15 protein-coding genes and 1 pseudogene are annotated in these 17440 nt (G+C 48.8%); 7 read left to right on the forward strand and 9 right to left on the reverse strand.

Annotated elements, in window-relative coordinates:
• Window positions 1–163 precede the first annotated feature (163 nt).
• Window positions 164–718 carry a hypothetical protein gene (locus FGI41_RS21905; RefSeq protein ID WP_139492436.1) on the reverse strand — a complete coding sequence of 185 codons (555 nt, stop codon included), beginning with the start codon at window positions 716–718 and terminating at the stop codon, window positions 164–166.
• Between the two features lie 256 nt (window positions 719–974).
• Here FGI41_RS21905 and FGI41_RS21910 point away from each other — a divergent pair, with 256 nt between their 5' ends.
• Window positions 975–1874 carry a DUF2167 domain-containing protein gene (locus FGI41_RS21910; protein WP_139492437.1) on the forward strand — a complete coding sequence of 300 codons (900 nt, stop codon included), beginning with the start codon at window positions 975–977 and terminating at the stop codon, window positions 1872–1874.
• 89 nt (window positions 1875–1963) lie between these two features.
• Here FGI41_RS21910 and FGI41_RS21915 read toward each other — a convergent pair whose 3' ends face one another.
• On the reverse strand, window positions 1964–3205 hold the full coding sequence (locus FGI41_RS21915; RefSeq protein ID WP_139492438.1) for an aminotransferase class V-fold PLP-dependent enzyme: 1242 nt from the start codon (window positions 3203–3205) through the stop codon (window positions 1964–1966).
• 164 nt (window positions 3206–3369) lie between these two features.
• Here FGI41_RS21915 and FGI41_RS21920 point away from each other — a divergent pair, with 164 nt between their 5' ends.
• The gene (locus FGI41_RS21920; RefSeq protein WP_438358047.1) at window positions 3370–4776 is read left to right on the forward strand and encodes an amino acid permease; all 1407 of its coding nucleotides are present in this window, start codon (window positions 3370–3372) and stop codon (window positions 4774–4776) included.
• Here FGI41_RS21920 and FGI41_RS21925 read toward each other — a convergent pair.
• Window positions 4694–5320, reverse strand: a complete 627-nt coding sequence (locus FGI41_RS21925; RefSeq protein ID WP_139492439.1) for a LysE family transporter — start codon at window positions 5318–5320, stop codon at window positions 4694–4696. The genes FGI41_RS21920 and FGI41_RS21925 overlap by 83 nt on opposite strands.
• Before the next feature lie 518 nt (window positions 5321–5838).
• On the opposite strand from FGI41_RS21925, the gene FGI41_RS21930 reads away from it, so the two are divergent.
• Both FGI41_RS21930 and FGI41_RS21935 read left to right on the forward strand, forming a co-directional pair.
• On the forward strand, window positions 5839–6228 hold the full coding sequence (locus FGI41_RS21930; protein WP_139492440.1) for a winged helix-turn-helix transcriptional regulator: 390 nt from the start codon (window positions 5839–5841) through the stop codon (window positions 6226–6228).
• Between the two features lie 303 nt (window positions 6229–6531).
• Entirely contained in the window at window positions 6532–7698 is a 1167-nt protein-coding gene (locus FGI41_RS21935; RefSeq protein ID WP_139492441.1) for an iron-containing alcohol dehydrogenase, read from the forward strand.
• A gap of 163 nt (window positions 7699–7861) precedes the next feature.
• Here the strand turns inward: FGI41_RS21935 and FGI41_RS25570 are convergent, their stop codons facing one another.
• From FGI41_RS25570 to fdhF, 4 genes are read right to left on the reverse strand one after another with little or no spacing between them, the layout of a single operon-like run.
• Window positions 7862–7990, reverse strand: coding sequence for a hypothetical protein (locus tag FGI41_RS25570; RefSeq protein ID WP_255298594.1), 129 nt, complete (start codon window positions 7988–7990; stop codon window positions 7862–7864).
• Window positions 7987–8208, reverse strand: a complete 222-nt coding sequence (locus tag FGI41_RS21940) for a heavy-metal-associated domain-containing protein (RefSeq protein ID WP_139492442.1) — start codon at window positions 8206–8208, stop codon at window positions 7987–7989. The genes FGI41_RS25570 and FGI41_RS21940 overlap by 4 nt, the downstream gene beginning before the upstream one ends.
• Before the next feature lie 24 nt (window positions 8209–8232).
• The gene (locus FGI41_RS21945; protein WP_139492443.1) at window positions 8233–8733 is read right to left on the reverse strand and encodes a helical membrane plugin domain-containing protein; all 501 of its coding nucleotides are present in this window, start codon (window positions 8731–8733) and stop codon (window positions 8233–8235) included.
• Entirely contained in the window at window positions 8708–11830 is a 3123-nt protein-coding gene (gene fdhF, locus FGI41_RS21950; protein WP_139492444.1) for a formate dehydrogenase subunit alpha, read from the reverse strand. The genes FGI41_RS21945 and fdhF overlap by 26 nt, the downstream gene beginning before the upstream one ends.
• Before the next feature lie 177 nt (window positions 11831–12007).
• Here fdhF and FGI41_RS25145 point away from each other — a divergent pair, with 177 nt between their 5' ends.
• On the forward strand, window positions 12008–12181 hold the full coding sequence (locus FGI41_RS25145) for a hypothetical protein (RefSeq protein ID WP_176560393.1): 174 nt from the start codon (window positions 12008–12010) through the stop codon (window positions 12179–12181).
• A gap of 110 nt (window positions 12182–12291) precedes the next feature.
• Here the strand turns inward: FGI41_RS25145 and FGI41_RS21955 are convergent, their stop codons facing one another.
• Complete coding sequence (locus FGI41_RS21955; RefSeq protein ID WP_139492445.1) at window positions 12292–14235, reverse strand: DUF2075 domain-containing protein; 1944 nt, start codon at window positions 14233–14235, stop codon at window positions 12292–12294.
• 207 nt (window positions 14236–14442) lie between these two features.
• Here FGI41_RS21955 and FGI41_RS25575 point away from each other — a divergent pair.
• Together FGI41_RS25575 and FGI41_RS25155 are read left to right on the forward strand one after the other, a co-directional pair.
• A pseudogene (locus tag FGI41_RS25575) lies at window positions 14443–14511 on the forward strand (SEC-C metal-binding domain-containing protein); the annotation flags it as partial.
• Window positions 14512–15372, forward strand: coding sequence for a tetratricopeptide repeat protein (locus FGI41_RS25155; RefSeq protein WP_176560394.1), 861 nt, complete (start codon window positions 14512–14514; stop codon window positions 15370–15372).
• Between the two features lie 91 nt (window positions 15373–15463).
• Here the strand turns inward: FGI41_RS25155 and htpG are convergent, their stop codons facing one another.
• The gene (htpG, locus tag FGI41_RS21965) at window positions 15464–17344 is read right to left on the reverse strand and encodes a molecular chaperone HtpG (protein ID WP_139492446.1); all 1881 of its coding nucleotides are present in this window, start codon (window positions 17342–17344) and stop codon (window positions 15464–15466) included.
• Between the last annotated feature and the right edge of the window lie 96 nt (window positions 17345–17440).

Genomic DNA, 17440 nt, shown 5'->3' on the forward strand with positions numbered 1-17440 from the left:
TGCTCCTGTTTTGCTACCCACTCTAGATATACGGTCGGTACTGTGGAATCATACCGGATTTTTAACATTTTCCCCCTAGTCCATTATTGTTAGAATCCTTATCAACTTAGTCGGGATTAACACTGGATTAGACCATTTCGCCTCTCTAACCGATTCACTGCCGTTATTTCATGGCTCGTATTTGCTGCTCCAGCCACTGGATCTCAGCCAGGCAGGTCTTCATTTGGGCGGTAGCCTTCTCTTGGAGCTCCAGATCGCCACGTGCTTTGGCCGCTCGGTATTGATCCAGGGACAGATTGAGGTTTCCTTGCATGGTTTCTTTCATCAGCATCAGCTCAAAGCTGGTCCCTGCTTCCGTCTGTTTCCCTGTTGCTTTTTCCGTCCCTTTTTCAAAATAAGTCGGGATGCGCCGACCATCCGTGATGACATGCTTCTCCCCGCTCAGAGATGCAAGCATGATCAACGAATCGAGGCATTCTTCCCAAGGTGTCTCGCCCAGCTCGATCCGCAGATAATCAATCCGCGTACGGTATGTCGTGCCACCTCCATAGAAGCGGAGGCCGACCATCTCATCTCCCTGCACCAGGGTAACGGTCATGGTTTGGCCTTGGGTCTCCTCGACAATGGTCAGGCCAAGCTCCAATGCCTTGGTCATCCATCGGTCCAGCTGGGATGGTTCGACACGTCCTTCGATGTTTCGGTACACAAGAACCTCCATGCCTGTCTCTCCCCCTCTTTTTTACTTCCAGTGTATGAAGGGGACGAGAGGGTTGGAGAGTAGACGTTTGCCTAACTTTTTTAGAATGTGTCTAGAAGTAGGTCCACACAGCAATATTGACATAAAATTCAGGATAAAAGATCCATGCGTTTTTATCAGTTTTTTGAACAATGGTACGTTTTTACCTATTCCCATGCTTATGGACAGCGTGTAAGATAGGAAGGTATTTTTTAATATAACTAAAGAGAGGTTCAAAATGAAAAAGATTTCTTTCCTTCCTTTTTTACTATCATTCGCATTGTTTTTGGGATTGGTTACGCCGATCAGCGCGGAAGAGGAACTTAACTGGGTAGAGGGTGGCCAGACAGTTGAACTGGGAGATAACCTGGCTACGCTGGATTTGGCCCCTGAGCTGTTGTTCCTGAATAAAGAAGATACGATCAAGCTGGAAGAACAGAATCAGGACACACCGACCGGTTTGGAGCTTGCAAGCATTTTTCCGGCAGCAGAGGATCAGGACTGGGCTGTATTCGTGGAATATGAAGAAGTCGGTTATATCCGAGACGAAGATCAAAATGAGATCGATGCGGACGCCATCCTCGCCGATTATAAAGAAGGCACAGAGGAAGCCAACAAAGACCGCAATCCGGAAGATTACCTCCATGTCGTCGGCTGGGATGTCAAACCGACTTATGACAAAACCACGCATCGCCTCGAATGGTCCATGCTTGCCGAGGATGCACAGAAGAATCCTGTGATCAACTACAACGTGAGAATGCTGACGCGTAAAGGCTATCTCTCCTTCATCCTCGTATCTGATCCAGCCAACCTGGCACAAGATAAGGAAGCGATGAAAAACCTGATCTTCCCTGCTCTCAAAGTAAAAGAAGGCAACCGCTACGAAGACTTCAACGAAGCGACTGACGCTGTGGCTGAATACGGCTTGACCGGGTTGATTCTGGGCGGTCTGGGTCTGGCGGTAGCGAAAAAAGCGGGTCTCTTGGCGATCTTGCTGGTTGTACTCAAAAAAGGCTGGGTATTCATTCTCTTGATTGGCGGCGCTCTGCTGAAGTTCGGGAAGAAGTTGTTCGGACGGAAGAAAGCAGAGAATGTGGCTACACCGGTTGAGACAACAGAGTTTACTGTGGATAAATAAAAAAAACGCATCCCCCTAACGTTTATCGGAGCTAATCTTGAAGTCTCCGATAAACGTTAGGGGGTGTTTGCATTCTACGGTTCTACCGACTAATGCTTCAACGACTGCACCGCATCCAATGCCCGCGCGATCTCTTCCTCGGTATTGTAGATCCCCGGAGTAAAGCGTGCATACGTCTCTTTATAAGGAGCCTCGGTCGATACCACCTTCAACTCCCGCAAGCGCTTGACCGTATCCTGTACCGACATGCCATCCACACGGAACGAGATGATGCCCGCTGACAGTTCGTCATCCATAGGGGTATAGAGCGTGACGTGCGGCATGGAGGCGAGTCCTTCTTTGGTCAGACGGTTCAGCTCGTGGACACGGTTGTAGATGTTCTGCTTGCCGATGCTCTCGACCCATTCGAATGCATCCGGGAGAGCGAAGTGGTGCTCCATCGTGTGGAAGCCGCCTGGTGACATGTGGTGACCGTTGACATGCTCAGGCTGCTGATTTCCCTTGATGATGTGGTACATCACCTCAGAGAAGCTTGGGATGACAGGCTTGACATGCTGCCATGCAGAGGTTTTGGCCGCGACGAATCCGGTTCCGCGCGGGCCATACAGCCATTTGTGTGTACCTGTGATGAAAAAGTCGCAGCCCAACTCGTCGAAAGTCTCCAGCTCGATCCCGAAGCCGTGGACAGCGTCGACCACGAGCAGCACTTTGTTTTCCTCGTCGCGGTGCTTGTTGATCTTCGCAAGTTCGCGGGCGATCTGTGGAATCGGCGATTTCAGTCCCGTGCTGGAATGCACCCATGTCGTACCGATGACTCGGGTATTGTCACGGACTTCCTTGATGAGGTTGTGCACCATCTCATCTATGGTGACCTCATGGATATTGTCGTAGTATTTGACCTCGCGGAAAGTCGCTCCGGTACGCTCGGAGGCCCGCTTGATCGCTTCCTGCTGGCAATAGTAGTTCTGCTCGGAGGTAAGGATCTCTTGGCCCTTTTGGATGTTGAGTCCGGTGTAAATCGTCCCCAGACCCATCGTGGTACTGTCGGTCAGGGCGATGTCGTCCTGCTTGTCCATCCCCATATAGCGGGCGACCGCCTTCCGTGCATTTTGGGCATATTCCTGCTCGTGGTCGAGGATATATAACGCCGGGCTTGCGTCCAATTCCCGTTGGTGCTTTTCAATGGCTTCCCGCACCGGTCTTGGATGAGAAGCAAAAAATTGCGATGTCCCCAGCTGAATGATGCTTGTATCCAGACGGTCAAATTGGGCCCGGACTGCATTCCAATCCACCGCTGTCTGCGTCGTTCTATCTAATGTAGTGGTTGCCATCTCGTCATTCCTCTCTTGGTGTCAGGATGATTGAAATGCAGATTGTGAACGGGTATTAGTATGACCTGCCCATTGCTTTGCATTCGAAACGGTTGATGACGGGTACATAATTTTGATGGAAACACCCCACGATAAGTCAAAACAACCACAGAGGAGGAACATACGTGGGCGAAGCATCCGCCAATAAAGCCAAACTAACCTGGTGGCAGCTTAGTCTGCTTGGGATGGGCTGTACAACAGGGACAGGCTTCTTTCTCGGTTCTGCAATTGCGATTGAAAAAAGCGGCTTTTCCGTTCTGATCATTTTTTTCCTTGCTGCATTCGGCACCTATTTCGTCTTCGACGCTTTAGCCAATATGATCGCCCAGCATTCTGAAAAAGGCTCATACCGGACCTATTCCAAAAAAGCGTTCGGTCATTGGGCTGCCTTCAGTCATGGCTGGATTTATTGGCTGTCCGAAATCCTGATCCTCGGAAGCCAGCTGACCGCCTTAGGGTTGTTTACGAAGTTCTGGTTTCCGAACCTTCCCTTGTGGGTCTTCGCGGCGGGTTATGCCGTCTTGGGGGTACTGATCGTCTTGCTGGGGACAAAAGGATTCGAGTCTGTCGAGAATGTCCTCGCCGTCGTCAAGGCAGCGGCCATCTTGATGTTTGTCATCCTCGCGATCCTGGTCATAACTGGTGTCATCGGGAAGGTAGACCCGCACATGCACTCTCCACAGGGGATGAGCGATATCTTTGCGGACGGCTACACGGGGCTGTGGACAGGCCTGATCTATGCCTTCTTCGCCTTCGCCGGGATCGAGGTCGTCGGTCTGATGGCGGCAGATCTCAAAAATCCAAAAGAAGCGCCCAAATCCGGTAAAGTCATGCTGACCACGGTTGCATTGCTTTACATCATCTCGCTTGGAATGGCGCTTCTTTTGGCTCCTATGGACAAGTTCGATCCGAATCAAAGCCCGTTTATCACGGCTCTCAAGGATATCCGGTACACGGGCATTGTGCATGTGTTTAATGGTGTTTTAATTATTGCCGGTTTTTCAGGTCTGGTCGCCTCTCTCTTTTCCGTCACCAAAATGATGCAGACGATTGCCAAAGACGGGGATGCTCCCAAGGTTTTTGCTAAGATGAGCAAGCGCAAGATACCTTACATGTCCCTCCTGCTGACCATCGCTGGCATGATCGTCTCCATCGTAATCGCTCTCTTGTTACCTAAAAAAGTATACGAATACATCACCACAGCGGGCGGTCTGATGCTGTTATACACCTGGCTGTATATCGTGTTCGCTTCACGCAAGCTGCTGAAGCTCACGGCATGGGGTCACACCAAATCAATCATTGCCATCCTCTTGATCCTCGCCGCGATCTCAGGCACACTGTTTGACGAATCAAGCAGACCCGGCTTTTATGTCAGCGTAGGGATGCTGCTGGTAATTGGACTCGTCACCCTGCTCATGCGGAAAAAGTGGAAAAAAGACGATGACGACTCTAATAAGAAAGCATTTGAATCGCTTGATATCCAAAGTATATTCCAAAGCCTATTAGACAAAGACCGGAACCCTGCGAAATAAGCACAAGCACACGCTGGTTCACAAAGTTATGAAACGAACTGGCGACCGTCGCCATGATCAGGTCCCACAACGCCAGACCGATGAAGATTCCGGAGCTGTAAATGAGCAGATCCCACGCTCCGTAGGTCTCCGCTGTCTTCGCCAGGATCGAGCCGTAAATCCCCAGCCAGAACAGAATGCTGATCGGGTTGGAGAGCGTCATCAGAAATCCAGAATAAAAGGATCTGCTCACGGGTTCATCCTTGGCTTGGGATCTCGACTGGGAGACGTTTGCATTGATGATGCTCTCAATCCCCGTGTACAACAGGACAAACGTGCCAAACACATACAAAAACGTTTTCATAAACGGGGTGGTGAGAAAATGCGCCGAGCCAAAGTAGATCAGCAGCATGAACAGACCATCTGCCACCATCGCGCCAAACCCCACCAGATAGGCATGCAGGAATCCATATTTGATTCCCTTATCCAATTGCGCAGCATTAACAGGACCAATGGGAGCAGCCAATGTAAGACCTAGCAGAATATAGCCCACAAAAATATTCATCCTCGGACACTCCTATCTTAGAATGGACGACTTGTACGATTTATTGGTACAAACCAGTCTTGACTATATTCATTCTATGGAGTGCTCGAACAGTCTAGACCGGAAAAACTTTAGCCGCTCAACCATTTCAACTTGTTAAGTGTACGAAGAAAAAGCCAAACCGGATAGCGTCGTGGGTTTGGCTTTTTGTCCTGTTCGGATATAAGTTTCTGGTACATGTTGTACCCATTCCGTATGATGAGTTTCTACATACTCTATCTACATCATTAGCTTTCCATTCGTTGACCATCACATCAGCGGGGGCAGGTACCTGTACGCCCGTTCAACAGACCTGTTTTCGCCACAACGTCGGAGCCTGCACAGATACCGGATACGAGGATATGCCTCCTTGATCTTCACCGGTTCAAAGTAGTTGATTCAAAAACGATTTTACTCTGTACTTGTCCAATCGTGAAGAATGCACTTTTTTGTAAGGTGGTTACCAAAATGTTACTATGGATATGGGAGGTGTATGGGAGATGTCTGATACATTACGAAAAGAGATCCATGACAAGATTCAAAACGGTGATTTCAATTGTGAAAAAGAACTGACTTTGTCCATCATCAGTGGAAAGTGGAAGATCGTCATTCTCTGGCATCTGGGTACAGAGGGGCCGCTCCGTTTTAGCGATCTTCAGCGGCTGTTTCCGAAGATTTCACATAAAATGCTGACAAATCAATTAAAAGAGCTGGCCGACGATGGAATTGTGCATCGGGAGGTATATCCGGAGGTTCCCCCACGTGTAGAGTATTCCATGACCGAGCTTGGGATGACTCTTTTGCCGATTATTGAACTGATGTATGAGTGGGGCAAAAAACGGGTGGCCGCGCTGCAGGAAGAGATGGCGGTTCTCGGGGATCAACCATAATATTCACATGACTTGAACACGGGTAACCAGCTTGACCGAATGAGCCAATGAATGAGAGGAATGCCTTTTGACGGGTGTTCCTTTTTTTGTGTCTCTACTGGAAAAACCTCCGTCGTCACTGTCCATTCGCTACGGGGAATGCTAGTGGAGGCAAAACGATATAGCTGTAACCTTTTCTTCAATAAGATACTTTTTTGTAACCACCTAACAAAAAAGTGCGTACTTCCCTTTCGAAAGTTTGATGTATAGAATAAGCCCTATCGAGCAAAACACTTTATGGATAAACGGAAAGGGGATTGTTACATGAATCGTTTTACTATTCCTCGCGATATTTATTACGGTGAGAACGCCTTGGATGTACTGAAAACCATCGAAGGCAAAAAAGCAGCGCTGGTCATCGGCGGCACGTCCTTGAAAAAGAACGGAAACCTGGCACGAATTGAAGGACTGCTGGCTGAAGCAGGTATCCAGACCCGTGTCATCGACGGAATCAGCACAGAGCCATCCGTCGAAATGGTCATGGACGGCACAAAGGTACTGCAAGAGTTCCAGCCTGACTGGGTGATTGGGATCGGTGGCGGTTCTCCGATGGACGCAGCCAAAGCGATGTGGGTGTTCTATGAGCATCCAGAATTGACGTTCGAACAGGCGGCGGTGCCATTCACCATGCCTCGCCTGCGCGCCAAAGCCAAATTCATCGGTATCCCAACGACGAGCGGTACGGCGGCTGAGATCTCCAATCTCTCCGTGATCCTCGACGAGAAGACCGGGATCAAATATCCGCTGGCTGACTTCGAGCTGACACCAGACCTCGCGATTATCGATCCAAGCATGGTCAGCGATATGCCAAAACAAGTAACAGCGTACAGTGGCATGGATGCGATGACACACACCATCGAGGCGTATGTGGCGAAGCCTCGCACCCTTTTCACCGATGCACTGGCGATCGAAGGGGCTGCGATCCTCAAGAACGATCTGGTTGCCTCCTACAAAGGTGATCTGAAAGCGCGTGAAAATGTCCACTATGCACAAGCGATGGCAGGTATGGCGTTTGCCAATGCGGTACTCGGTAACGTACACAGCCTCGCCCACAAAAGCGGCCCGACCTTCGATGTTCCACATGGTTGTGCCAATGCGATCTATCTGCCGTATGTCATCCAGTTCAACCGTACTGTAGTAGCTGACCGCTATGCTACCATCGCCAAGCGCCTCGGTCTAAGCGGTACGACCAACGATGAGCTGACAGATGCACTGGTAGAATTCATCCGTGACCTGAACCGCGCGATGGAGATTCCACTTACGCTCAAAGACTACGGAGTAACCGAGGAGAAATTCCTGGAGCATGTCGATAAAATGGCGGCGAATGCCATAACCGACCCATGCACAGGTACAAATCCGCGTGAGACATCTGTAGAAGAGATGAAAAAGCTGTATGAAGCTGCGTTCTATGGACAAGATGTGACATTCTAACGCCCTAGAATGCCCCAGATCAACAAAACAGAGAAATAGGGAAAAGATAGAAAACAGCTAAAACGACAAAAAGCAGGAGCACGAAAAGAGGATGAAAAATCACCTCGGGCGTGCTCCTGTTCTGTCGTTCAACAGTTACGTGCAGGTATAGGTGGTATAGGTGTCACTCGATCCACTGACGATCCTCAATGCAGCTCGGACACACATAAAGATGGTACTCAGTAGATGCAGACTGCTCCAGTTGCTCCTGCTGCTCTTCTGTTTGGCCGCATACCTCACATACCCGGATCATTGATTTTCCCTCCCTGCCACAGCAAAGCCTTGGTCAACGATGGCCTGCTCGAAATCGATCTCAGATGCTGCTTTTTCATCATAGGTCAAGCGTACTTGCCCGGTTCCCAGGCTGATCTCCACCTGTTGGATGCCCCAGACATCATAGAGCGCTTTTTCGACCAGTTTGATATCGTTAGATTCATTGATTCCTTTGACAGATAGTGTTGTGACCTTCATCGGGACTCCTCCTAACCTGCACCCTTAGTGCGGAGATGGGTGGGACTCGTTTCTCAGGTGCTCGCCCATCCCTTTCATGAATTCCATGGCTGTATGCAGGGTAGAGCTGACGCCAGGATCGCGCAGATCCTTAGCCAGCCCCCATAAGCCTGGTGCTCTGCCGTCTTCGGGTGGTTCAGAAGCCCGCTTGAGTCCATGGGAGATACCGCCGAGCATGATTTGCAGCTGATTGGGGTCTACCTGCCCGAGAAAGCTGACGATGCCCATCGCATTTTTGATCGTATGATGCATGCTGGGCTGGTTGAGCTGGTTGATCGCCTGATAGCCGATCTCATGACGGGCTTTGAGCACACCGTACAGGATATCCAAGAGTCCTGCTTTTTCCGCTTCTCTCAGGATGTCGAGGAAGCGGACGAGTGCATCACGGCTGTCTGCGAGGGACACTAACAGATCATTGATCGAGGCAGCCTGTTCCTGTACGGGATTGGGTGTTGCTTTCTCAATGTGGCGGATTGCTTTCGCCATGGTTCTCGTCCCCCTTCGCTACGAATTCCGGAATCGGCGTATAGTCGTTTCTGTTCCATTTTTCTTCTACCCGTACACCGATCTGCGGCACACGGTTGCCGAAGCGGTGATTTACCCGTGGGAGCGGGTTCTCGCCTTGAGCCTCGAGGATTGTCATCTTCACGCCCATCTCTTTGTAGTTCGGAGTATGGGTGTATTTGTCGTGGTAGCTGCTGGTCAGACGATTGACGGCATCCCGGTCGGTTGTCGAATTCATGGTGAGATACAGTTCATTGCCGCGGACGGTGTCAGATACAATCACGCGGACCTCCACTTCTCCGTATGGCGAGGTGAGCTGGATCAGAGCGCCGTCTTCGATATTGCGTTCCTTCGCCAATTCTGGTGATACCTCCACCCATGGCTGTGGTGTCTTATGCACAATGCCCGGCACGCGGTAGGTGAGGTTGCCTTCATGGAAGTGTTCGAGCAGACGTCCATTGTTGAGGTGGAGATCGAATTCTGCTCCCGCTTCAAAAGGTGGTGTCCAATCGACCTTGAGCAAGCGTGCTTTACCATCCGGGAAGGAGAATCTCTCGGTATACAGCAGCTCCGTACTTGTACCGTCTGGCTTCACCGGCCATACCTGGGAGTTGAACCCTTCTAAGCGGCTGTAATTCACCCCGGCAAAAAGCGGTGACAGGCTCGCTGCTTCTGCCATAATTTCACCCGGATGCTTGTAGTTCCAGTTAGCCCCCAGCTTGTTGGCAAGCAGCTGGAAGATCTGCCAGTCTGGCTTGGATTCGCCCATTGGCTCAAATACCTGATAGAGCCGCTGAATTCGGCGCTCGGTATTGGTAAAGGTCCCTTCCTTCTCCAAGCTTGGGGAGGCTGGAAGCACCACGTCAGCGAACTGTGCGGTTTTGCTCAAGAAGATATCCTGTACGACGAAGAACTCCAGTTTTTCAAAAGCGTGATCGACGTGATTGATATTGGAGTCGACCAAGGCCATCTCTTCCCCGAACAGATAGAGGGCTTTCAGCTTGCCCTTGTCGATCGCTTCGACCATCTGGTGGTTGTTGAGACCCGGTTTCTCAGGCAGCTTGGCGCCCCATGCCTGCTCGAATTTCTCCCGCACCTTGGTATCCTCCACCGGTTGATAACCCGGGAACCAAGCTGGCATCGTACCGAAATCACAAGCGCCCTGCACATTGTTGTGCCCACGGAGCGGATAGGCCCCCGTACCTGGCTTACCATAGTTTCCGGTCACGAGCAGGAGATTGGAGATGGCTGTACTGGTATCGGTACCCCCGAGATGCTGAGTAACGCCCATCGCCCAGAGGATGCAGACGCCTTTTGCCTCATGAATCATAGTAGCCAGGCGGATAATCTCGTTACGTTCTACAGCGCAAGCCTCTGCTGTGTAGTCGAGCGTGAACTTGTCCAAAGAGGCACGGTATTCCTCCCAACCATTAACCCTCTGCTGGATAAAGCCCTCATCTGCCCAGCCTTGGTCGATGATGTACTTGGTAATCCCGCTGAGCATGATGAGGTCAGTCCCTGGCTTTGGTTGGATAAAGATATCGGAGCGCGTAGCCAGCTCATGTCTGCGCAGGTCAATCACCGCCAGCTTCTGACCGTACAGCTTGTGTGCCCGCTTGACCCTCGTCGCGAGTACCGGATGTGATTCTGCAGGGTTGGCCCCGATGACCAGCACCAGACCTGCTGAAGCAATATCCCGGATCGTACCCGAGTCACCGCCCAAGCCCACCGTCCGCATCAGGCCCATCGTGGCGGGAGACTGGCAGTAGCGGGAGCAGTTGTCCACGTTGTTCGTCCCCATCACCGCGCGGACGAATTTTTGGAACAGGTAGTTCTCTTCATTGGTGCATTTAGAAGAAGCGATATAGCCGATGGAATCAGCTCCGTCTCTTTCCTTGATCTCGGTCAGCTTGCGGGCGATCAGGCTAAGCGCTTCGTCCCACGTCGACTCGACAAACGTATCCCCCCGGCGAATCAACGGACGGGTCAAGCGCTCAGGGCTGTTGACGAAGTCCCATCCCCATTTCCCTTTCACACAGGTAGAAATCCCGTTCACTGGTGCTTCCAGCTGCGGCTCTACCTTCAGGATTTTCCGATCCTTCGTCCAGATCTCGAAGCTGCAGCCTACGCCGCAATAAGTGCATACCGTTTTGGTCCGCTTGATCCGCGCTTTTCTCATCGCCGCTTCCATCTCAGAAATCGCAAAAATCTCCCGGTACCCCGGCTCTACCTCTTTGGTCAGATCGATCATTGGCTCTAGGACGTCTTTTGGAATGCCGGTCAGGTATCCAGCTTCACCAAGCATCGATTTTTCCATCAAGGCATTACACGGGCAGACCGTCACACAATGTCCGCACGATACACACGAGGATTGGTCGGCCAAAACATCGTCATCCCAGATGACACGCGGATGCTCCCGCTGCCAATCGATCCGCAGGGTCTCGTTGACTTGCAGGTCTTGGCAAGCCTCTACACACCGCCCGCACAAAATGCACTGATCCGGCTCATAGCGGTACATCGGGTGCGAGTTGTCCGGCGGGTATGGCTTGGGCTTGAATTCATACTTCTGGTGCTCAATCTCAAAGTACTCCGCAGTATTATGTACGACACAGTTTCCATTGTTGTTGTCACAGACGGTACAGTACAGCTCATGTCTGGACAAGATCCGCTCCATCGCTTCCCGCTGCGCCGCCTTTGCACTAGGCGAGACCGAATTGACGATCATGCCTGGCTGTGCTTCCGTATTGCAGGCCCGTTGCAGCTGTCCGTTCACTTCGACAAAGCAGGTATCGCAGGATTGAATCGAGCCGAGGTATTCGTGGTAGCAGATGCTTGGGATGTAGAGGTCTTTTTCCTTGGCTACCTCCAGAATGCGTTGACCAGGCCGCGCCGGGAATTCCTGTCCATTCAGAGAGATGGTAAAGGTATAGTCCGAGTTGATGACATGGTTGAGATGATCAGCACGCGATATATGGTTTCCATTATTGAGTTGAGTGACGTTGTTTACATTGCTTCCATTGTTGGTGTCGTGTACGTTGCTTTCGTTATTCACTCCGTTTGTGTTTTGATCGTTCGTCATTTTTTATCACCTGTTTAGATTGGCTTTATTTGTATCATCCCCTCGGTTGAGTGCTTTATGCAGATTGTGGAAGATAGGGAAATGAATTTTCTTATTTTTTAAAAGGATTAAACAAAAATGTAACGAATTACCATTATATAACTATTCATTCAAATCAGAAAAAAGGAAGGTGCGATCATGATGAAACAAAGCAATGGAAAAAAAGGACTTTTGCATGTGGTATTGGGAGGCTTTCTTGCCCTCTCCCTGTTGGCTCCAGCCCCAACATTCGCAGCTGGCGATGAAGAAGTAAGCACCAGCGTCTCCAACGGTCCAACCGTTTCCACTGACGAGCTTCCATCTGAATTTTAATTCGCTTTTTTCGCTGAGGACAGTCGTGTTGTTTTCGTAAGGGAAGGATGTATATGAGAAAAGCCAAACCCTGAGTTTCATGGGTTTGGCTTTTCCTGATGTCTGGCACACTAATAGTTTAGTTTCTCTTCTGCAACTACCTGTATAGGTCTAACAAATTCATTTTTCGTATAATTGACTTGGATTTCTGACATTCTTCCTTTTAAATAACCCTCTAATTCTTTATCTGTGCAAAACACGAAGCACCCTTTTTGACCACGTGTCAGTAAGGTTCTGTAGGTGTTTCTAATTATATCATCTGCTATTTTTCTTGCTTGATCAGGTTGATCCTTCAGCATTTTTTTCAGGCCTTTTAGTGAACTGTCGGTTGTCGCGCGTTTGGTATAGTCGGTTTTGACTTGACCGTCACGGAAAATTAGATCATCTCCAATAATCACACCGACATAATCAAACTCCAGCCCCTGGCACGTATGAATACAGCCAACCTCATGAACCGAATTCTCATCGATCGCCCAAGTCTCTGAATTACCCAAGTTCCAACTCATGCCGAAATTGTACTCGGGGATTACGATGTCATGAAATTCACTTTTATTTTTGCCCTCCTTCACCCAGTTCCAACAGTAACCGGCTACCAATCGTGATTTATTGTTTTCTTTATTCAGCCGTTCGATCTCCTTACACAAGTCGTTAGGATCAGAGAAAATCAGAAATTCGTAGTCACTGCCTGTATGATTGGAATTAGCTGTCTGACGGATCTGTAACACGTCATCAATCCATGCGAGATAGCCATCTGAACCATTACAACGGAATTGTGACTCTAATTGGACTTTGGTAACCTTAGCCCCCTGCAAATGGGCGAACTTCTCGATAACCTCAATGCTGCCAATATCTTTTAAGGTAACTCTTTGACGTTCATCAATAAAAAAGACAGACAGCTTGGAAGCATTTATAATTTCTTTTACCTGATTCTCACCAAGATTTTGAAACATACCTGATTTTTCATTAAGCCGATGCGCCTCATCGACAATCAGAACATCAAATTCATTTCTATCAGCATTTATATAACTCCCAGAACCCGTAAACAGGTGATCAATAAGACTTTTTCTGAAGTTCTGTTTTAATTTCCGCGCGTATATCTTCCTCGGAGCTGCATTTTTCGTTACATATTGGCAAACCAAATTGCGTGCTGTTGACTCGACAAGCAGATTAATCGCTAATACAGATTTTCCGGTTCCAGGTCCACCCTCGACGACTAATACCTGTTTTTTGTTGGTTCTGATTGCTTCATTAGCTAGCTGAAGGGCTGTTTCATACACGACCTTCTGATCATCTATCATTACGAATTCACGATTACCCTGCAGCATGTTGGTCAGGGAATCTTGCAGGGATTTTGATGGCCGGATACGCCCATTTTCGATTTTATATAGGTTTTCTTTATGATCACCGTATTTGATATACCGTTTAATAAAAGCCCGTAATTTCGCTGCATCTCCGTTAACAAAAACGGGTGCCTGATCAATGTAATATTGATAGTCCTCATCAGTCAACGGGTCCTGTTCTTCTAACCCGATATAGTTATGAAGGTAGGCACAAGGATAAAAGTCGATCCCATGATTCTGGGCGTTTTCATTGTAGTCCTTAATCAGTGTTGCATACGACCATGCTTGATAGGATGGGTGTGTCGTCTCCACCATAGAACGATTTATCGCTGTTTTGACTACGGCTTCTTTCCCTTCTACCTTCTCAATTCTTTCCCACTGCTTTAATTCTACAATGACAACCGAATTATGATGGTCATCACTTCCGGAAATGAGAAAGTCAACTCTTTTGGACGTATAGGGGATCTTAAACTCGATGGCGACCCCTGCATCGTTTGGAATCTCATGATCAACCAAAATGCGGTACATATACTCCATAGAGTTCTTCCAAGCCCGAATCTCACTTTCATTTACGCGGCCGATCTTGGCATTGTAATTCGTGCGAATGTTCGGTACAAGCTGATCATTAAAAACGTCTTCGATAAATTCTTCCTTGGTTGCTTCATATACGATCATGTGCTTCACCTTTGAGTGAGGAATTATAATTCATATAGTAGCAATAAATTTAAAGGAAATCTAACTTCCTCACTTTATTTAATTAAGTTTTTTTAATAAGCTTTAGGAATAGGAGAAGAGGCGACTCGAAGATCCTCAAGCACTGAAAAAGAATGGATGTATACGATACAATCTGGAATTACTATATAAAGTAGGGAGCTGTCGATCTTGAAAATAGGCAGAAACGACCCCTGTCCTTGTGGGAGTGGAAAAAAGTATAAAAAGTGTTGCTTACCCTTGGATGAACAACCTGACATCAAAGGAACGATTATGCTGCACCCATTAGATGCAGTGCTGAATTCGATTGAATTGGACTACACGTGGAGCAATCATCCTTATAAGATGTTGGCGAACCGGCTTGTCACGGGCATGTATCCCGAGTATGAACCCTTTCTCATTGAGATGGCCGTCCGATTGTGGAATATGTACTCAACCGCCTCCCAACCGGTCGTGAGAAAAGAAGGCGTCGTAGCCGCTGCAGTGGAATACTCGATTGCTCAGCTATTCGACCTCCCAGTGACAAAGGAATCTCTGGCGGAGAAGTACGATGTCTCTGTAGGTTCGATCTCCAAGCGAGTTCAGGAAATCTTGGATAATGAAGAGCTGATGGATGCTTTTGCCGAAGAAGTCAATCTTCTTACCTCAGACAGCGAACCGGTGCAACATCCGTTGGAACAAATAGCAAAGGAATATGAGAAGATGCTTGAACACAATCCCCATGACAACCAAGAAATTCGCGGCTCTCTTCTCAGCATCTATATCGAATTGCGACAGTTCGAGCAAGCCTTACACCTAACGGAAACCTATGACGATAACAACGCCATCACGAACTATAGCCGGGTACTGATCGAGTATGAGACGAACGGACCGACAGCAAAGGCTGAACAATTGCTTGATGCTGCGATCGAGCAGAATCCTCATGTAATCGACTATCTCGTGGATCGGAAAAGACTGCCCCGCTATGAGCTTGACTCTTATACGCTTGGTGATGATTCAGAGGCAGTTGTCTATATTAACGAAAACTTTCACCTGTGGGTGATCGAGCCAAGCCTGCTGCGATGGGTCAAAAAGTGCGTGAGCAGCCGTGAAGTGAGCTAGATTCACTTTTCCATATGAAAAACAAAGAAACCCTCCCCTGCCGTTTTTTCCGACAAGGGAGGGTTTCTCCTATATACAGCTCAGAATGAGCCTACACCATGATTTTGCAGATATCATTCGTAAATTCGACCGGGTCACCAATCGGCAATCCTTCAATCAGCAGGGCTTGATGGTACAGGAGGTTGGTGTAGAGATTGAGCTTCTCTTTATCTTTCTCGAACGCATCCTTCAAGGCTTGGAACACCTCGTGGTTCGTGTTGAGCTCCAACACCTTCTCCGCACGCACGCCTTGGCTGTTCGGCATAGCATTGAGAATTTTCTCCATCTCAATCGTGACTTCGCCGTCTGTGGAGAGGCATACTGGGTGAGATCTCAGACGTTTGGAGGCCCGTACGTCTTTTACCTTGCCGGAGAGGGTCTCTTTCATGTAGGCAAAGAGGTCTTTGTTTTCGTTCTCATCGGAATTCGCGTTCTCTTGGTTCTCTTCCGCCTCGATGCCGAGGTCACCGCTGGATACGGATTTGAATTCCTTCTCTTTGTAGCTCATGATCATTTTGATCGCGAACTCGTCGATTTCATCGGTGAAATAGAGGATTTCATAGCCTTTTTCCGCAACAAGCTCGGTCTGTGGCATCTTGTCAATGCGCTCGATGGTTTCACCGGAAGCATAATAGATATACTTCTGGTCTTCCGGCATGCGGGACACATACTCGTCTAGGGTGACAAGCTTCTTCTCTTTAGAAGAGTAGAACATCAAGAGATCCTGCAGGGTGTCTTTGTTGGCACCGAAATCACTGTAGACACCGTATTTCAGCTGTCTGCCGAAGGACTCATAGAACTCCTCGTATTTTTCCCGGTCATCCTTCAAGAGGCTTTGCAGCTGGCTGGTGATCTTGCTCTTGATGTTTTTGGCGATAAGCTTCAGTTGGCGGTCATGCTGCAGGATTTCGCGGGAGATATTGAGAGACAGGTCTTCGGAATCGACCATCCCTTTGACGAAGCTGTAGTAGTCAGGGAGCAGGTCGGCGCATTTGCTCATGATCAGGACGCCGTTGGAGTAGAGCTCCAGGCCTTTTTCATATTCCTTCGTGTAGTAATCAAACGGGATTTTCTCTGGGATGAACAGGATTGCATTGTAGCGGACGGCCCCGTCGGCACTGATATGGATATGCTTGATCGGCTTGTCGAAGCCATATCGCTTTTCATTGTAAAAATTCTCGTAGTCTTCGGCTGTCAGCTCGTTTTTGTTCTTTCTCCAGATCGGAACCATGCTGTTGATGGTCTGCTCTTCGTGAATCTCTTCGTATTCGTTCTCGCTGTCTTCCTTCGGTCTTCTGCGGGTCGTATCCATTTTGATCGGATAGCGGATGAAGTCGGAGTACTTTTTGATGATGGATCTCAGACGGTAGTCTTCGAGGAACTCATCGTAGTTCTCATCCTCGGTATTTTCTTTGATCTTGAGAATGATCTCGGTACCTACGGAATCCTTCTCGACCGGCTCAATCGTGTAGCCGTCTGCACCTGTAGATTCCCATTTGTAAGCCACATCACTGCCCAGTGCCCGGCTGGTCACGGTCACGACGTCTGCCACCATGAAGGCGGAGTAGAACCCAACCCCGAATTGACCGATGATGTCATGTCCATCCTTGAGTTCGTTCTCTTTTTTGAAGGCCAACGAGCCGCTCTTCGCGATCGTTCCGAGGTTGCTCTCCAGCTCTTCCTTGGTCATCCCAATCCCGGTATCGGTGATGGTGAGGATGCGGTTCTCCTTATCAGCCGCTACCTTGATGTAGTAGCTGTCTTGGTCAAAACGCAGGGCATCGTCAGTCAGTGCCTTGTAATAGATTTTATCGATGGCATCGCTCGCATTAGAGATCAGCTCCCGCAAAAAGATCTCGCGGTGAGAATAGATAGAGTTGATCATCATGTCTAACAGTCTTTTTGATTCTGCTTGAAACTGCTTTTTTTCCATGGTGAGTGTCTCCTTTCAGATAGCCTGTTCGCTCTGTTAGCACTCCGATAGATAGAGTGCTAATATCTATTATTTTAATAACATATCCTGTAAGTT

The organism is Brevibacillus dissolubilis (assembly GCF_006170445.1).
Taxonomy (GTDB): Bacteria; Bacillota; Bacilli; order Brevibacillales; family Brevibacillaceae; genus Brevibacillus_B; species Brevibacillus_B dissolubilis.